Here is a 15,733-nt window from a genome sequence, read left to right on the forward strand (position 1 = left end):
GGTCAGGGCAGGCGGCCCTGCTCGACCTGACGGGCGAAGCGTCGCAGCGCCTGGGTGAGGCTGAACTTGGAGCCGGGCCAGAGCACCGGCCAGGCCACCCGCCCGGCCGGCCCGCCCGGCAGGTGGAACCACTCGTGCCAGACCACCTGACTGCGCCCGCTCTCCAGCGGGGTGCACCGCAGCACCCCGGGGCCGCGCAGCAGCGTGCCGCAGTGCACCACGCCGATCTCGTACGGCGCGTCCACCCGGACCACCCGCATCTTGTCCCGCAGCACCGCCGGGCCGAGCGAGGTGACCGCCTCGACCAGGCTCCCCTCACCACCGTCGCCCTCCACCACCTGGACGGTGGTGAACGGGATCCACTCGGACTGCCGTTCCCAGGCCAGCAGGGCGGCGAAGACCTTCTCGGCCGGCGCGTTGACGATCACCGTGGCGGTGACCTCACCGGCACCCGGTTGGGCCGCCTCGCGAAGATCGTCAGCGCCGTCCGATCTGCTCACGCCGACTCCGACCGGACCACCGAACTGTGCGGCCCGGATCCCGGTGCCCCACTGGCGGCCGGCTCGTCACCGGAGTCGGCGGTGGCGGGTGCCGCAGCGTCGTCGGCCGGCACCGGCTGCTCACCGGCCGCCCGGACATCGCCGTCGACCGGCGCCGTCGGGTCGGTCGGCGCTCCCGCCGCCGCCTGCGGTGCCGCCGTTGACTCCGCCGTGGTCTTCGGACCCGGCCGGTCGCCGGTCTCGACCACCGCCGGCGTCACCGAAAGCTCGATCGTCGATCCTTCGACCGTCTGAGGGTCCTGCGCCTCGATCGGCTTGGCCGCCGACTGCTCGCGGGCCTGGCGGAGCGCGTCGGCGTCGTCGATCCGTCCGTCCCGCAACGCCGTCACCTCCGCCTCCAGCACTCCGATCAGCTCGGCCTTGTAGCCGATGTCGTACGCCGCCCGGCGCATCGCCTGATCAACCTGGGTCATCCGGTACCCACGCAGCGCGGTGTCGAAGCGCACCTCGCCGACATCCGACTCGCGTAGCGGACGGTCGCCGGGCAGCGGCACGGCCCGCCCGTCCGCCTCGACCGGGGCCAGGCCGGGATCCCGACCGGTGACCAGCACCGTCACGCCGAACACGACCGCCGCGACGGTGACCGCCACGACCAGCAGGAGCAGAAGCTGACCCATGCACTGATCGTGGCACGCCGAAAGGATCGGGGCGACCCCACCCGGCGCGGCGTACCGCGAACCGGCAACCGGATAGCGTCAGTGCAGCGGCGGCGTGATCGTCGGTGGCGGGTGGCGATGTGGGAGGTGGCGTGGCCGGGGTGCTGCGGCTCGGGGCTCGGCGGTTCGGCCCCGAAGACCTGGTGGTGATGGCGATCGTCAACCGCACCCCGGACTCGTTCTTCGACCGGGGCTCGACCTTCCAGGCCGACAGCGCGCTGCGGGCGGTGGAAAAGGCGGTGGACGAGGGCGCAGACATCGTCGACATCGGCGGGGTGAAGGCCGGGCCGGGTACCGAGGTGGATGTCGCCGAGGAGATCCGTCGGACGGTGGGCACCATCGCCGCCGTACGGGCCGCCTTCCCGGAGGTCGTCATCTCGATCGACACCTGGCGGGCCGAGGTCGCGGTGGAGGCCGTGGCGGCCGGCGCGGACCTGCTCAACGACACCTGGTCGGGGGCGGATCCGGCGCTGGCCCGGGTGGCTGCGCGGACCGGGGTCGGGCTGGTCTGCTCACATGCGGGCGGACTCAGCCCACGCACCCGGCCGCACCGCGCGGCCTTCGACGACGTGGTGGCGGATGTGGTCGCCACGGTGACCGGCCTCGCCGAGCGTGCGGTCTCCCTGGGCGTACGCCCCGACGGGATCCTCATCGACCCGGCGCACGACTTCGGCAAGAACACCCGCCACTCCCTGGAGATCACCCGGCGGTTGGGTGAGCTGACCGCGACCGGTTGGCCGGTGCTCGTGGCCCTGTCGAACAAGGACTTCGTCGGCGAGACGCTGGACCTGCCGGTAACGGAGCGGCTGGAGGGAACGCTCGCCGCGACGGCGGTCTCCGCATGGTTGGGCGCCCGGGTCTTCCGCGCCCATCAGGTCCGGCCGACCCGCCGGGTGCTGGACATGGTCGCGGCCGTTCGAGGCGATCGGCCACCCACGCTCAGCCGCCGCGGCCTCGCCTGAGCGGCCCACCCAGGGGTCAGGTCCAGCGGAGGACGTTGCGCCGCCAGGCGTAGAGCAGGCCGAGCGCGAGGACGCCCACGAAAATCGCCATCTCCACCACCGTGACCATGCCGAACCCGGGCCGGTCGAAGACCACCGCCCAGGGGAAGAGGAACACCGCCTCGACAGCGAACAGCACGTAGAGGTACGCGTAGACGTAGTAGCGGATCTGCATCTGCGCCCAGTCGCCGCCCACCGGGTCGAGCCCGCACTCGTAGCTGGCCCGCTTGCCGGGCGGATCTGCCGGGCGGGCGGGGCGCAGCACCCGGTTGGCGGTGAACGCGACGACGAGGAAGAGCACGCCAGCGAGCAGCAACAGCCCGAGCGTCGCGTACGAGCCCAGGTAACCGGTCACGGTCGGTCAGCCTACCGCCCGTCGGGAGACCACGGCCGCGTCGCGAACTTCTTTTCATCTGGGACTAGTGTCCCAGGGCAACTTCCGACCACCATGGGACCACCACCAGCACCGGAGGATCAATGCGACGGCTGCCCGGACGACGCGTGTGGCGTCGTAGGCTCGCGTCCGCCTGTGCCCTCGGCCTGCTGCTGGGCGTCGGAGCCGGCGCGGCGCCGGGTGCGCTGGCGGCCATGGCGTTGCCGAGTCGGGCAACCGAGCCGGGGCCGTACAGTCCACCGGCCGAGCCGACCGGCGAGCCCGAGCCGACGTCGCCGCCACCGACGGTCGAGCCGCCGGTCGAGACGAGTACGCCCGCCGCGCCGTCGACGACACCCACACCCGGTGCCACCACCGGCGGACCGGCCCCGAGCAGCGGTCCGCCGGCCGCGACCGTGGCACCGCCCCAGCCCACCTACTCCCCGCCGTCCCGGCCGCCCGCGCCCACCGTCGCACCGCCCGTGTCGGCCGGCGTGAAGGTCACCACCGGCGACGTCACCCTGCCGGCCGGCTACTGGAATGCGGCCAGCACGGTGGCCACCCTGAACGTGACAGTCACCAACACCGGCAGCGCGAACGCCGGCGTCCGCCTCGCCTACACCCTGCCGGCCGGACTCACCGACGCCGGCACGGACGGCTGCGCCGCCGACGGGAACCGGGAGTACCGCTGCGGGCAGTGGACCACCGCACCCGGCGCGCAGTTCAGCACCCGCCTGCGGATCCGGGTCGACGGCGACGCCTGGCGCAACATGCCGCTGGCCGGCTCGGTACGGGTGACGGCCACCGGCGCGGCCGGCACCGCGAGTGACGACGAGGGCTTCGCCGTGCTGTTTCCGCCCGGCCCACCGGCGCCTGGGATCACCATGTCGGCCGGCGAGGTCACCTTCGACGTCGACGGTGCCAGCGAAGGATTCCTCGTCCGGCTCGGCAACACCGGTCGGGCCGACGCCAGCGGCTGGGTCGACGTGCTGCTGCCCGCCGGGGTCACGGTGACGACGCCACCTGCCGGCTGCGTCGCCGCGGCGGCAACGCGTACCCGTTGCGAGCTCGGCACCGTCCGGTCGGGGCGTACGGAGGAGGTCAGGTTGCCGGTGACGGCGACGCCGCAGGCGCTGCGCAGCGCACCGCTGTCCGGAGCGGTGATCGGCCGGCTCGACCCGCGCAACGGTGCCGACCGGCGGATGCAGCTCAGCTTCCGGATCACCGCGGCGTCACCTGAGCAGCTCGCGGTGGTGCCGCCGCCAGCGACGTCGCCGAGCCTGCCCCCGGCCGGGGTGGCACCGGGTGACACCGGGGGGTCGTTGTCGAGACAACGCACGGCGATGCTGCTGGTCACGGTGTCGGCGCTGCTGGCGGTCCTCGCCGTCGGGCTGGCCACGGCGCGGTTGCGGCGCCGGGCCGGCGCGTCGCGGACTGGCGGCGCGGAGACCACCGCTGCGACGCTCGGGATCGAGGCGAACCAGCCCCTGGGGGGCGCGCCGGAATCGGACAGCGGAATTTGGTTCCGGGCCCGACGGCCGGCCCGGACGCAGGACCGACCCGGCTGGGACGTGCGGTGATATGGATTACGGCGGCCACGGCGAAACACCGCAAGTTATCACATAAACCCTCAGTTTTCGATCCCAGTCGGCGGACCTCCGGGCAGGGTGCGCCCTCGATCCGACGTAGGCTCTCGGTGAGGGAAGGACAGGCGGGCCGGACGGTGACGGACGGCCGGTACAGCGGCGCGTCAAGGAGGTCTCGTGGCCGGGCAAGGCGAGGTCACCATCCAGTTCAGCCGGCCGCGCCACGGCGCGCTACGAAGCGAGGTGCGGCCGTGAGCAAGCAGATCCGCCAGCTCGAACGGGTGGTCATCCGGTTCGCCGGCGACTCCGGCGACGGCATGCAGCTGACCGGCGACCGGTTCACCTCGGAAACGGCGCAGCTGGGCAACGACATCTCCACGCTGCCCAACTTCCCCGCCGAGATCCGGGCTCCCGCCGGGACCCTGCCGGGGGTGTCGAGCTTCCAGGTGCACTTCGCCGACTACGACATCCTCACCCCGGGTGACGCGCCGAACGTCCTGGTCGCGATGAACCCGGCGGCGCTCAAGGCGAATCTCGCCGACCTGCCCCGGGGCGCCGACATCATCGTCAACACCGACGAGTTCACCCGGCGCAACCTGGCCAAGGTCGGCTACGCGAGCAGCCCGCTCGACGACGACACTCTCGCCGGGTACGCGGTGCATCCGGTCGCGCTGACCTCGATGACGATCGGCGCGCTGACCGAGCTGGACGTGTCCAAGAAGGACGCCGAGCGGGCCAAGAACATGTTCGCCCTCGGCCTGCTCAGCTGGATGTACTCCCGGCCGTACGAGTCGACCCTGCGGTTCCTGGAACGCAAGTTCGCCAAGCGGCCCGAGCTGGTCGCGGCGAACGTGGCCGCCTTCAAGGCCGGCTGGAACTTCGGCGAGACCACGGAGGACTTCGCCGTCCGCTACGAGGTCAAGCCGGCCAAGATGCCGCCGGGGACCTACCGCAACATAACCGGCAACGCCGCGCTGTCGCTCGGCATCGTCGCCGCGGGTGTCCGCTCCGGCCTGCCGGTCTTCCTCGGCGCGTACCCGATCACGCCGGCCTCGGACATCCTGCACGAGCTGAGCAAGCACAAGCGGTTCGGCGTCACCACCATGCAGGCCGAGGACGAGATCGCCGCGATCGGCGCGGCGCTCGGGGCCTCGTACGGCGGCGCGCTCGGCGTGACCACCACCAGTGGCCCCGGCGTGGCGCTCAAGGGCGAGACCATCTCCCTCGCGGTGGCGTTGGAGCTGCCGCTGGTGATCGTGGATGTGCAGCGGGCCGGCCCGTCGACGGGCATGCCGACCAAGACCGAGCAGGCCGACCTGAACATGGCGCTGTTCGGCCGGCACGGCGAGGCACCGGTGGCGGTGATCGCGCCGAAGTCCCCGTCCGACTGCTTCCACGCCGCGCTGGAGGCGGCGCGGATCGCGCTGACCTACCGCACCCCGGTCATCCTGCTGTCGGACAACTACGTCGCCAACGGTTCCGAGCCGTGGCTGCTGCCCGAGGTCGACTCCCTGCCGGACCTGCGGGTCGAGTTCGCCACCGCGCCCAACAGCGAGGACGGCACGACCTTCCTGCCGTACCTTCGCGACCCGCAGACGCTGGCCCGGCCGTGGGCCGTACCGGGCACCCCCGGTCTCGAACACCGCATCGGCGGGCTGGAGAAGGCCGACAAGACCGGCGACATCTCGTACGACCCGGCGAACCACGACTACATGGTGCGGACCCGGGCGGCCCGGATCGAGACCATCCCGGTGCCGGACGTCGAGGTCGAGGACCCGGACGGCGACGCCCGGGTGCTGGTGCTCGGCTGGGGCTCGACGTACGGCCCGATCGGCGCCGCCTGCCGCGCCCTGCGCCAGCGCGGCCTGCCGGTCGCGCAGGCGCACCTGCGGCACCTGGCCCCCATGCCGGCCAACCTCGGTGCGGTGCTGCGCTCCTACGACCGGGTGGTCATCCCCGAGATGAACCTCGGCCAGCTCGCGCACGTGATCCGGGGTCGCTACCTGGTCGACGCCATCGGCTACAACCAGGTCCGCGGCCTGCCGTTCACCGCCGCCGAGCTGGAGACGATGCTGGAAGAGGTCCTGAAGAATGTCTGAGCCCGTCGCTCTCAAGCTCACCGCCAAGGACTTCAAGTCCGACCAGGAGGTGCGCTGGTGCCCCGGCTGCGGCGACTACGCGATCCTCGCCGCCGTCCAGCAGTTCATGCCGGAGTTGAACATCCCCCGGGAGAACACCGTCTTCGTCTCCGGGATCGGCTGCTCGTCGCGCTTCCCGTACTACATGAACACCTACGGGATGCACTCGATCCACGGGCGGGCGCCGGCGATCGCCACCGGCCTGTCGGTCTCCCGGCCGGACCTGTCGGTATGGGTGGTGACCGGTGACGGCGACGCCCTCTCCATCGGCGGCAACCACCTGATCCACGCGCTGCGCCGCAACGTCAACCTCAAGATCCTGTTGTTCAACAACCGGATCTACGGGCTGACCAAGGGGCAGTACTCGCCCACCTCCGAGGTCGGCAAGATCACGAAGTCGACGCCGGTTGGTTCGGCCGATGCGCCGTTCAACCCGCTGTCGTTGGCGCTCGGCGCGGAGGCGACCTTCGTCGGCCGGACCATCGACTCCGACCGTAAGCACCTGCAGTCGGTGCTACGCGCCGCCGCCGAGCACTCCGGCTCCGCCTTCGTGGAGATCTACCAGAACTGCAACATCTTCAACGACGGGGCCTTCGAGCAGCTCAAGGAGCCGGGCACCCGCGACGACTACCTGATCCGACTGGAGCACGGCCAGCCGATCACGTTCGGCAAGGACGGGCAGTTCTGCGTCGTACACCCGCCCGGCGGGTTCGGCCTGGAGGTACGCGAGACCGCGTCGACCCCGGCGGAGGAGATCGTCGTACACGACGCCACGGTCGACGACCCGGCGTACGCGTTCGCGCTGTCCCGGCTGCCCGGCTTCGACCTGCGGAACACCCCGATCGGCGTGTTCCGCTCGGTGCGCCGGCCGTCGTACGACAGCGTGGTGCAGGGGCAGTTGGCCGACGCCCGGGCGACCGTCACCGAGAGCCCGGAGCAGCAGTTGGCCGGGCTGTTGGGCAGCGGCGACACCTGGACCATCGTCGGCTGACCCGTGCCGTGACCAGCGCGGCCGGGCCGTTCCCTCGGGACGGCCCGGTCGACGTTTTCGGGCCCGGTGGTAGTCGACCGTCGCTCAGGGCAGGGTGTTGGCGGTGGGGCGGTCGTCGCGTACGTGCACGAGCATGTCCCCGGTCTCGATGACCGCGCCTGCCCGGTCCGCCAGGGTGACCACCTTGCCCCGCCGGACCAGCGCGATGACCAGGGTGTCGAGTTCCCGGGGCGACCTGCCGACCTCGCTGCGTTCCGCGGAGCGCATGGCCAGCGCCATGCCCTGACCCGGGGTGAGCAGATCCTCCACCACGTCGATCAGCGGTGGCGCCGACGTCGACAGGCCCAGCAGCCGGCCGGCGGTCGCCGAGGAGACGATCACGTGGTGCGCCCCGCTCTGCTTGAGCAGTGGGGCGTTCTCCGCCTCCCGGGCCGCGGCGATGATCCGGACCTGGCCGGCGGTGAGCTGACGTACGGTCAGCGCCACCAGCACCGACGCGTCGTCGCTGTCGGTTGCGATGATCACTGCCTTGGCGGTCCGTACGTGGGCCTGGTTGAGCACGGACGATCGGGTCGCCGAACCTTCGATGGCGACCAGCCCGTTCGAGGTAGCCTGCCGCAAGGCCGGACCGGCACGTTCCACCACCACGATCCGGGACTTGTCCAGCCCGTTCTCCAGCAGTGCCGAGATCGCGCTACGGCCCTTGGTGCCGTAGCCGCAGATGATGACGTGGTCCTTCACTTTTCTCTCCCACCGGTGCAGGCGACGGCCGGTCCGGTACTGCTCGGTCAGGACCTCGAGGGTGGTACCGACCAGGATGATCAGGAACAGCACCCGGGCCGGGGTGACGAACACGATGTTGACCAGCCGGGCCTGCTGGGTCATCGGCACGATGTCGCCGTATCCGGTGGTCGACAGCGAGACCACCGCATAGTAGAAGCAGTCCAGCAGCGTCAGGCCGTCCCCGTTGTTGTCGCGGTACTGCTCCCGTTCGAGGTAGACCACAGCCACCACGGCGAGGACCAGCCCGATGGCGGCGGCCAGCCGGATGCTCAGCGCGCTGAGCGGGCCTCGCCGCTGCGCGGGGAAGTGGATCACCTGGGGTCCTGCCCCGCGTCGGTCGCCTGCACGTCCACAACATAGCGGCTGACCCGGGAACCGCACGGCGGGGTGGCGTCAATGGACCGGTACGGCGAACGCGGCGGCGGACGGGCATGATGGGACGGTCAGCGCAGGAGCGGCGAGAGTGAGGCCCGTATGTCGTTGCTGAGACGGGTGATCGGCGCGGTACTGCGCCGCGAGCGCCAGCACCAGGGCCGCACGCTGCGGGAGGTCGCCCAAGCCGCCGGGGTCTCCGTGCCGTACCTGTCCGAGGTAGAGCGCGGGCGCAAGGAGGCGTCCTCCGAGGTTCTCGCGGCGATCTGCCGGGCGCTCGGCCTGCACCTCTCGGATCTGCTGGAGGAGGTTCGCGACGAGCTTCGGCGGGTCGAACGCCGACTGCCGGCCACCGGCCCGGCCGGCCATGTCCGGGCCGGTAACGTCCCGGCCACCCGGCGCGGCGACCCGGCGACCGCGCCCGCTGGCCGCGGTACGGACGGATCCGCCCAGCCGGTCGCCCGACTCAACGCCGTCGGCTTCGGCGCGGACCTCACCGCAGGGCTGGGCGGCAACGGTCCCTATCCGGGCTGGACCGGCCCGGTCGGGCGGATCGGTGCCGCCGGCCCGACCGGCGGCGAACTCAAGGGCGGTGGGCTGACCGGCGGCGGGTCGGCCGGCGGAATCAGGGTCATCGCCTTCGCCGACCCGGTCGGTCCGATCCACCTCGTCGCCCGGGGTCCGCTGCTCCGTCGCAGGTCGACCACCCGGTCGTCCCTCGGCCCGCTGCACCGGCCCAGAGCACGTACGCGAGCCGCCCGGCGGACGACCGCCGCTCGGACCACCGTCGGCAGTCACCGAGGGTGAGGCCACCAGACATTGTTGTCTCCTCCGAGGAATGACCTGAACTGGCGGCTGGTCGCCGTCGTTCTGCCGTGGGCGGATCTGCCCCGAGCAGAACGGCTGGTTGAAGTCCGGCGGCATCCCGCAGGCTGAAGGGGCCGGTCCCCGAGCGCTCGACGTCGCCGCCGGCGGGTGGAGGTTGACCATGATCACAATGCTCGACGACGGCCAGCGGACCTTCGGCGACCAGGTGTTCGAACGGCTGCTACGAGAGCGGATCGTCTTCCTCGGCAGCGAGGTGAACGACGAGATCGCCAACCGGATCTGCGCCCAGATCCTGCTGCTCGCCGCCGAGGACCCGGAGCGGGACATCACCCTCTACATCAACTCGCCCGGCGGCTCGGTGAGCGCCGGAATGGCGGTCTACGACACCATGCGCTTCGTCCGCAACGATGTGGCGACCCTGGCCATGGGGCTCGCCGGCTCGATGGGCCAGTTCCTCCTCTGCGCCGGCACGGCCGGCAAGCGGTACGCGCTGCCGCACACCCGGATCCTGATGCACCAGCCCTCCGGCGGCATGGGTGGTACCGCCTCCGACATCACCATCCAGGCGGAGAACATGCTGCACGTCAAGCGGACGATGCAGGAGTTGATCGCCCAGCACAGCGGCCGCACCCTGGCCGAGATCCAGCAGGACTGGGACCGGGACCGTTGGTTCACCGCCGAGGAGGCCCGGAACTACGGCCTGATCGACCAGGTGGTGAACACCGCCACCCAACTGTCCACGAGCTGATGCCGCTCGTAGATCGCCCGGGCGACACCTTCAGCTACCCGGACGCCTAGCGCCGAGCCGGACCGACGATCGAGTAGGCGATCAACCCGCCGAGGGCGAGTACCGCGGCAATCAGCATGGCGGCATCGCTCTCGGCTGGCTGTCCCGGCCACGTCGCCGTTGCGCCCCAGACACCCTGCTGGGGGTACATGACCGCGACAGTGGTCCAGCCCAACGGCAAGAACCACGATCTGGCGGCACCGACCACGGTCGCGCACAGGGCGGTCAGCCCCAGCAGGCCCGCGGCGTCACGGGCCACCAGCGCGGCCGGCCCGAACCGGGCCCCGGTGTACCACGTGACGAGCAGGACCACGAGGACGACCACCAGGCCGGCGAGCAGGTGCACCGCACGCCGCCAGGGCCAACGCATCGACGCGGTGCGGTCCAGGTTCTCGTCGGGACCGGCGAGGGTGGACGACAGCACCGCGACCATCAGCAGGACGGTCATCACCACCACCATCGCAGTCACGTCCCGCTCCTTGGCGAAGGCCAGGCACAGGCCCCACACCACTGCCGCGCCGCCGACGGCCGCAATCAGGGCCAGTGGTACGCGCCGCGAGCGCAGGTACAGCAGCATCCAGGTCACCGGGCAGCCCCGGACAGGATGCCGGTGACGTCGGCGCAGGTCCGGAGGGCATCACGGACCGCTGTGACCCGGGCCAGCGCCTCGTCCTCGGGCAGTGCGCGCAATCCCTGCCACAGCGCGACCGCCGCGGGGTTGATCTCGGGGTCCTCCTCGATCATCCCGGGAACCACTCCGACGTCTGACCGCGGTTCGCGCTCCAGAAGCCAGTAGGCCGCCGCCCGTTCGACCACCTCGTTACGGTTCTCGCACCGCCCGTCGTACTGGACACCCAGCCCACGGACAATCTCGGGAACCACGGCGGCCGGGTGCGCGAGCCCGCCACGCTTGTCAATTCGTACCTGGATCCTGACGACGCCGTCCTCAGGCGAACTGACCTCGTCAGTCATGAACGTGCGGGTGTCCTCGTACACAGCGGTGGGCGCGTCCGGCAGTTTGGCCAACGCCGTCAAACCCTCCCGGGCCAGCGGAGTCAGGGCGTCGAGCACATTGGCGTTGACCCGGCTGACGCAGACCGTCGGAGTGTCGTCGGTGCAGAGCAGTTCCCGCGCAACCGGGTCGACCGGCCAGTTGAGCACGCCTTCGTCCCTGGGTACGACCGCTGTCGCCACAAGGAGCCCGAGCACCACCGGCACCAGCGCTGCCGTACGGGTGCGCCAGCCATCGGCCACGAACAACAGCATCCCAGCGGTGGCGAGTGCGGCCATCGAGATCGCGAGCGCAGCGCTGACCCGATTGTCGATCGTCTGGTAGGCGTGGAACGGAAGGGTGCCGTGGACCGGGGAGACCGCCGCGGCCAACCAGTCCGGAAGCCGGATGACGCTGAGGAAGATCAGCAGGACGCCGGCCACCGCCAGCGCCGGGGCGGTCACCAGGGCGGGAAGCATACGCCCGATGCCGAGTCCGAGCCACGCCGCACCGATCAGTGACATCGCACCGACACCGGTGACGACCGCGAAGTTCAGCAGGGGCACGTGCCGGGCGGTGGAGGCGATCCAGCCGATGCCCGCCACGGTCACCAGCAGGTAGGCGACCGTGAGGGTGAGTGCCATCGCACCGAGGACCGGCAGCATCCGCTGTGCGCGTGGCCGGGCGGTGGTGGTGAACAGCTCGCCCACCTTCGCCCGGTGCTCACGGCGGCCCTGCCAGGCCCCGGCGGCCAGCGCCAGCGGCCACAACAGGAGCAGGTATTCGCGGACGGTCATGGCCAACGCCATCCAGCCACTCGACCAGCGTCCGGTCGCCAGATAGAGCGCACCGACCCCGACCACCACCGTGATCAGCCCGGCACCGAGCGCCGCGGACCGACGTAGTTCGATTCCCAGAACGGTCATCGGGCGGCCTCCGCGCGGTGCCGGCGGAGGACGGCGGAGTAGCCGCGCTCGGCCGGGCTGTCACCGGCGTCACCCTGGTCGCCCTGCATGGTCAGCCCCTCGGGGGTACCCTGCCACACCAGGCGGCCCTCGTTGAGAACGAGCACGTCGGTGCAGGCGGCCACCACATCCTCCACCAGATGGGTGGAGACCAGCACGCAACTGTCGGTGCCGAGATCACGCAGCAGCTCGCGGAAGTCGAGCCGCTGTTCCGGGTCGAGGCCGACGGTCGGCTCATCGAGCAGCAGGAGCTGCGGATCGTTGACGATGGCCTGCGCGATCCCGGCCCGGCGCAGCATGCCACCGGAGAGAGTCTTGAGTCGGGCATCGGCCTTGCTGGTCAGCCCGACCCGGTCGATCGACCGTTGCACGGCCGCCGCGACTTCGGCCTTCGGCATCTCCTTGAGCCACGCCATGTACCCGACGAACTCGCGGACCGTGAACCGCGGATAGAAGCCGAAGTGCTGCGGCAGGTAACCGAGGTTACGACGGAGCGATCGCAGATCGGATCGGCTGTCGACCGAGTGTCCGAGCAGGGTCAGCCGCCCCCCGGCGGGGTTCAGGACAGTCGCCAGAGCCCGGATCAGAGTGGTCTTCCCCGCACCGTTCGGGCCGAGCAGCCCATGCACCCCGGAGGGCAGGGCCAGGTCAAGACCGTCCACGGCAAGGTGACGCCCCGCCCGGACCCGTAGACCCTCGGCGTGCACCTCCCACGGATGGGTGGTGACGGCCGTTTCGGCCGCACTCACGGCACGCATCATCATCGTCTCCTTCATTGATCGGCAGCGCGGCAGCGACGCCGCCTCTTTCGCAGGTCGGAGCTGCCCAGGCAAGGCAGGAGTCGTCTGGGCACGGTGGGAGCTGTCTAGTCGTGGTGGGTGAGTCGACGGAGTCCGTTGACCCGGAGGAGGGCCATGACGGTCAGCAGCAGCGTGGCCAGTGCCCAGATGCCGGCACTGTCGGCGGCCAGGACCACCGGGAGCCGAGCTGCGGCCAAACTCGGAGCGATCACGACGAGCGTCCAGATCGCGATCAGTCCGATCGCGGCCCGGCGTACGCCGACAAGCGTCCCCAGCAGCAGCGTGGCGGCGGTGAAGGCCAGGCACGGCAGCAGCATCAGAGCAAGTGACACCCCGGTGCGCACACCAGCCACGGCGAGAGCGGGAATGACGAAGACCAGCACCGCCGCAGTACGCCGCAGCAACATCGTCAGACCGATGGCGGGAGTGGCGGCAATCAGTTCCCAGGCCGGATCGGCACGCCGATGCCAGGCGACCGCCACGCCGGGCAGCGGAGCCAGCGGTGCGATCAGCAGCACCAGCGAGGGCCGCCCCGCCCACAGTTCACCGAGCAGCGCGGCGGAGGCGAGCACCGTGGCGGTCATCGCCAGCCACGGCAACAGCGTGCCGACGAACCAGCGGTGGCGCAGCACGGACCAGGGCCGGCTGCGGCCGGCGGGAGCGGATGTGGCGGCGATCTCCCAGTCCAGGTTCATCGCGACGCGATCGATCAACGTCCGGGTGTCGACAGTGGTGGCACCGGCCAGCCGGGCGCGGCAGTCACCGCAGTCCTCAAGGTGCACCTCGACCGCCCAGACGCTGGGCTCGTCGAGGCCGGGATCCCCGGCGGCGTACCGCTCTATCTGGGACATCGTGGGATGGGTGGTCGTCATGACAGAGCCTCCCGCAGGGCGATCCGGGCGCGGCGGACCCGGGACTTGACGGTGTTCTCCGGTACGCCCAGCAACACCGACGCCTCCCGCATGGAAAGCCCGTCGAGGACCGTCGCCCGCAGCGCGGCCCGCACCTCGGGCGGAAGGACCAGCAGGGCCTGCTCCAACTCCTGGCCGACCCGGGCGGCCATCACCTCGTCCTCGGCCGCCGGGGCCGTGTCCGGCATCAGCTGCACCTGCGGCACCCGGGCCCGGCGCGCCCGGCGCCGGAACGCATCGACCAGACGGTGGGCGGCGATGGTCCACAACCAACCCACCGCGCTCCCCCCGCCGCGCGCCGCCGGCACTCCGGCGAAACTGCCCGCAGCCCGCCAGACCGTCAGGTACGTGTCCTGCAGGACTTCGGCGACCATGTCCGGATCGGCGCACCGCCGGCGCAGGCGCACCTCCAGCCAGGGCACCGTACGCCGGTAGAGCTCGTCGAACGCGCGCCGATCTCCACGGGCCACTCGGCGTACGAGTTCACCCTCGTCAGCTGCGTCCATGCCTCGTCTCACACCCGGTAAGACGACGCGCCCCACCGGATCGGGTCCCAACCCCGTGTGATCGCCGTCACTTCTGACTGCCCAATCGCTGAAGGAGGATCAGTGATCGGTGCCCGCTCGTGACCGCTGGGCCTCGCGGCTACTGGCCCGTGGGCGGCCCAGGATGGTCCGGTCCGTCCAGCGCTCTTGACCTTGCGCCCACCCATGCGTGGCTCGGTTGGCCTACTGTTTCGTCGTGCCTGGATCCGACGATGCCGCTGACGGGCGCATCGCGGTACGTTCGCGACGCCGACGTATCTGGCTGCTGTCGTTTGCCGCGGTTGCCGCCGGCTGTTTCGGCGTGCTCAAGTTGCAGGATCCCGTTGGGACCCCGGCTCAACGCTATGTGTCTCAGGTCAGCGTGCGCGGTTACGAACGAGTGCACGACTACATTGATCCTGGTACGGCGCCTGCCGAGGTTCGCGCCGCAGTCGCGATCTTCGTCGGACCTCCGGATGATGACGCCCTTGCTCGCGTCTCGGGACCTGGACTTGTCGTCAGCGCTCCGACAAAGAATCCAGACTTCCGCGGCTTCCAGTTGATCGGTCACGGCGAGTGGCACGGCTGTTTCGTGCACGTCAAGCGCTGGATGACGAGTCAGCCGCGATTTTCGTACTACGAGCTGACGGCGGATGAGAGGGCCGCGTTCGAGACCGGACGACTGTCGGTGTTGTCTATCGCTGTCGGATGTGGTGATGGGTAGTTGCCCGCGCCATGCGGCCTTCGCGTGGCTACGATCGCGTAATCCATGATCGCCGACGTGCTTCCTTGGGTCTTTGGCCGTTAAAGCGGATCTCTGAGGAGGGTCGGGGTTCGGGGCGGAGCCACCATCGCCCAGGTCGGCAAGCTCGCCGCCGCCTGCGACCTTCCCGACCGCGTCCTGGTCCTACTGCTGGCCTACGGTGGCATGCGAATCGGGGGAGCGCTGGCGCTGCGTCGACACCTGGCGACGCTGCCCGACGTGCCGGATGTGTTCGTCTTCCCCGGTCGACAGTCGCACACCAGCACGGCAGCACGGCAGCAGAGCCATCACGGATTCCGCCGTCGCTTCAACATCGCCCTACGGTCGGCTGGATTGAACGACGTGACGCCCCATGATCGGCGGCCCACCCATCTGAGCACCTGGACGCGAGCCGGTCGAAGGTTGCAAGGCGATCGGGCACGCAGCGGGCACGTAAGCCCCGGAAGGCGGATCAGTGATCGATGATCAAGGCTGTTACCTGGTGCCCCCGGCAGGATTCGAACCTGCGACACACGGTTTAGGAAACCGATGCTCTATCCCCTGAGCTACGAGGGCGCGAGGGCACAGTCTAGCGACCTGGGGTTTACCTGAGGTGGCAGGGAGTGGCAACCTTCCCCCGATCATCGTTGTCCCAGCCTGCCGCCGTCGCCGGCCGCCGTTGCACGACCGGTCTGGCTCCTGGCCAACCGACGCTGCAGCGGCTT

General features: G+C 70.7%; 16 protein-coding genes and 1 tRNA gene. 7 read left to right on the forward strand and 10 right to left on the reverse strand.

Annotated features, from left to right (window positions below; genetic code table 11):
• Positions 1-2: 2 nt before the first annotated feature.
• Entirely contained in the window at positions 3-500 is a 498-nt protein-coding gene (locus O7624_RS12695; protein ID WP_282240137.1) for an SRPBCC family protein, read from the reverse strand.
• Positions 497-1,177, reverse strand: coding sequence for a DivIVA domain-containing protein (locus O7624_RS12700; protein WP_282240138.1), 681 nt, complete (start codon positions 1,175-1,177; stop codon positions 497-499). The genes O7624_RS12695 and O7624_RS12700 overlap by 4 nt, the downstream gene beginning before the upstream one ends.
• Positions 1,178-1,308: 131 nt before the next feature.
• Here O7624_RS12700 and folP point away from each other — a divergent pair, with 131 nt between their 5' ends.
• On the forward strand, positions 1,309-2,178 hold the full coding sequence (gene folP, locus O7624_RS12705) for a dihydropteroate synthase (protein ID WP_282240139.1): 870 nt from the start codon (positions 1,309-1,311) through the stop codon (positions 2,176-2,178).
• A 16-nt stretch (positions 2,179-2,194) separates the two neighbouring features.
• Here folP and O7624_RS12710 read toward each other — a convergent pair whose 3' ends face one another.
• Entirely contained in the window at positions 2,195-2,572 is a 378-nt protein-coding gene (locus O7624_RS12710; RefSeq protein ID WP_282240140.1) for an NADH-quinone oxidoreductase subunit A, read from the reverse strand.
• A 122-nt stretch (positions 2,573-2,694) separates the two neighbouring features.
• Here O7624_RS12710 and O7624_RS12715 point away from each other — a divergent pair, with 122 nt between their 5' ends.
• From O7624_RS12715 to O7624_RS12725, 3 genes are all read left to right on the forward strand, one after another.
• Positions 2,695-4,170 carry a hypothetical protein gene (locus O7624_RS12715; RefSeq protein WP_282240141.1) on the forward strand — a complete coding sequence of 492 codons (1,476 nt, stop codon included), beginning with the start codon at positions 2,695-2,697 and terminating at the stop codon, positions 4,168-4,170.
• Positions 4,171-4,427: 257 nt separating this feature from the next.
• Entirely contained in the window at positions 4,428-6,275 is a 1,848-nt protein-coding gene (locus O7624_RS12720) for a 2-oxoacid:acceptor oxidoreductase subunit alpha (protein ID WP_093408391.1), read from the forward strand.
• Positions 6,268-7,305, forward strand: a complete 1,038-nt coding sequence (locus O7624_RS12725) for a 2-oxoacid:ferredoxin oxidoreductase subunit beta (RefSeq protein WP_093408394.1) — start codon at positions 6,268-6,270, stop codon at positions 7,303-7,305. Before O7624_RS12720 ends, O7624_RS12725 begins: the two co-directional genes overlap by 8 nt.
• An 84-nt stretch (positions 7,306-7,389) precedes the next feature.
• Here the strand turns inward: O7624_RS12725 and O7624_RS12730 are convergent, their stop codons facing one another.
• Positions 7,390-8,403 carry a potassium channel family protein gene (locus O7624_RS12730; RefSeq protein ID WP_210937760.1) on the reverse strand — a complete coding sequence of 338 codons (1,014 nt, stop codon included), beginning with the start codon at positions 8,401-8,403 and terminating at the stop codon, positions 7,390-7,392.
• 159 nt (positions 8,404-8,562) lie between these two features.
• On the opposite strand from O7624_RS12730, the gene O7624_RS12735 reads away from it, so the two are divergent.
• Positions 8,563-9,267: a helix-turn-helix transcriptional regulator gene (locus O7624_RS12735; RefSeq protein ID WP_282240142.1), complete on the forward strand. Its 705-nt coding sequence runs from the start codon at positions 8,563-8,565 to the stop codon at positions 9,265-9,267.
• Between the two features lie 181 nt (positions 9,268-9,448).
• Positions 9,449-10,036: an ATP-dependent Clp protease proteolytic subunit gene (locus O7624_RS12740; RefSeq protein ID WP_282240143.1), complete on the forward strand. Its 588-nt coding sequence runs from the start codon at positions 9,449-9,451 to the stop codon at positions 10,034-10,036.
• Positions 10,037-10,082: 46 nt separating this feature from the next.
• Here O7624_RS12740 and O7624_RS12745 read toward each other — a convergent pair whose 3' ends face one another.
• The 5 genes from O7624_RS12745 to O7624_RS12765 all read right to left on the reverse strand — a co-directional run bounded on the left by O7624_RS12745 (position 10,083) and on the right by O7624_RS12765 (position 14,248).
• A complete protein-coding gene (locus O7624_RS12745; protein ID WP_282240144.1) occupies positions 10,083-10,652 on the reverse strand; it encodes a hypothetical protein in 570 nt (189 codons plus the stop codon).
• Between the two features lie 5 nt (positions 10,653-10,657).
• Positions 10,658-11,992: a hypothetical protein gene (locus tag O7624_RS12750; protein WP_093408406.1), complete on the reverse strand. Its 1,335-nt coding sequence runs from the start codon at positions 11,990-11,992 to the stop codon at positions 10,658-10,660.
• Positions 11,989-12,789, reverse strand: a complete 801-nt coding sequence (locus O7624_RS12755) for an ABC transporter ATP-binding protein (protein ID WP_282240617.1) — start codon at positions 12,787-12,789, stop codon at positions 11,989-11,991. The genes O7624_RS12750 and O7624_RS12755 overlap by 4 nt, the downstream gene beginning before the upstream one ends.
• A 107-nt stretch (positions 12,790-12,896) precedes the next feature.
• The gene (locus tag O7624_RS12760) at positions 12,897-13,703 is read right to left on the reverse strand and encodes a hypothetical protein (protein WP_282240145.1); all 807 of its coding nucleotides are present in this window, start codon (positions 13,701-13,703) and stop codon (positions 12,897-12,899) included.
• Positions 13,700-14,248: a sigma-70 family RNA polymerase sigma factor gene (locus O7624_RS12765; protein ID WP_282240146.1), complete on the reverse strand. Its 549-nt coding sequence runs from the start codon at positions 14,246-14,248 to the stop codon at positions 13,700-13,702. The genes O7624_RS12760 and O7624_RS12765 overlap by 4 nt, the downstream gene beginning before the upstream one ends.
• A 235-nt stretch (positions 14,249-14,483) precedes the next feature.
• Between O7624_RS12765 and O7624_RS12770 the strand changes: the two genes are divergently transcribed.
• On the forward strand, positions 14,484-14,990 hold the full coding sequence (locus O7624_RS12770) for a hypothetical protein (RefSeq protein ID WP_282240147.1): 507 nt from the start codon (positions 14,484-14,486) through the stop codon (positions 14,988-14,990).
• Positions 14,991-15,508: 518 nt separating this feature from the next.
• On the opposite strand, the gene O7624_RS12775 is transcribed toward O7624_RS12770, so the two are convergent.
• Positions 15,509-15,584, reverse strand: a tRNA-Arg gene (locus O7624_RS12775).
• Positions 15,585-15,733 lie beyond the last annotated feature (149 nt).

This window comes from Verrucosispora sp. WMMD1129, from assembly GCF_029581255.1.
GTDB classification, from domain to species: Bacteria; Actinomycetota; Actinomycetes; order Mycobacteriales; family Micromonosporaceae; genus Micromonospora; species Micromonospora sediminimaris.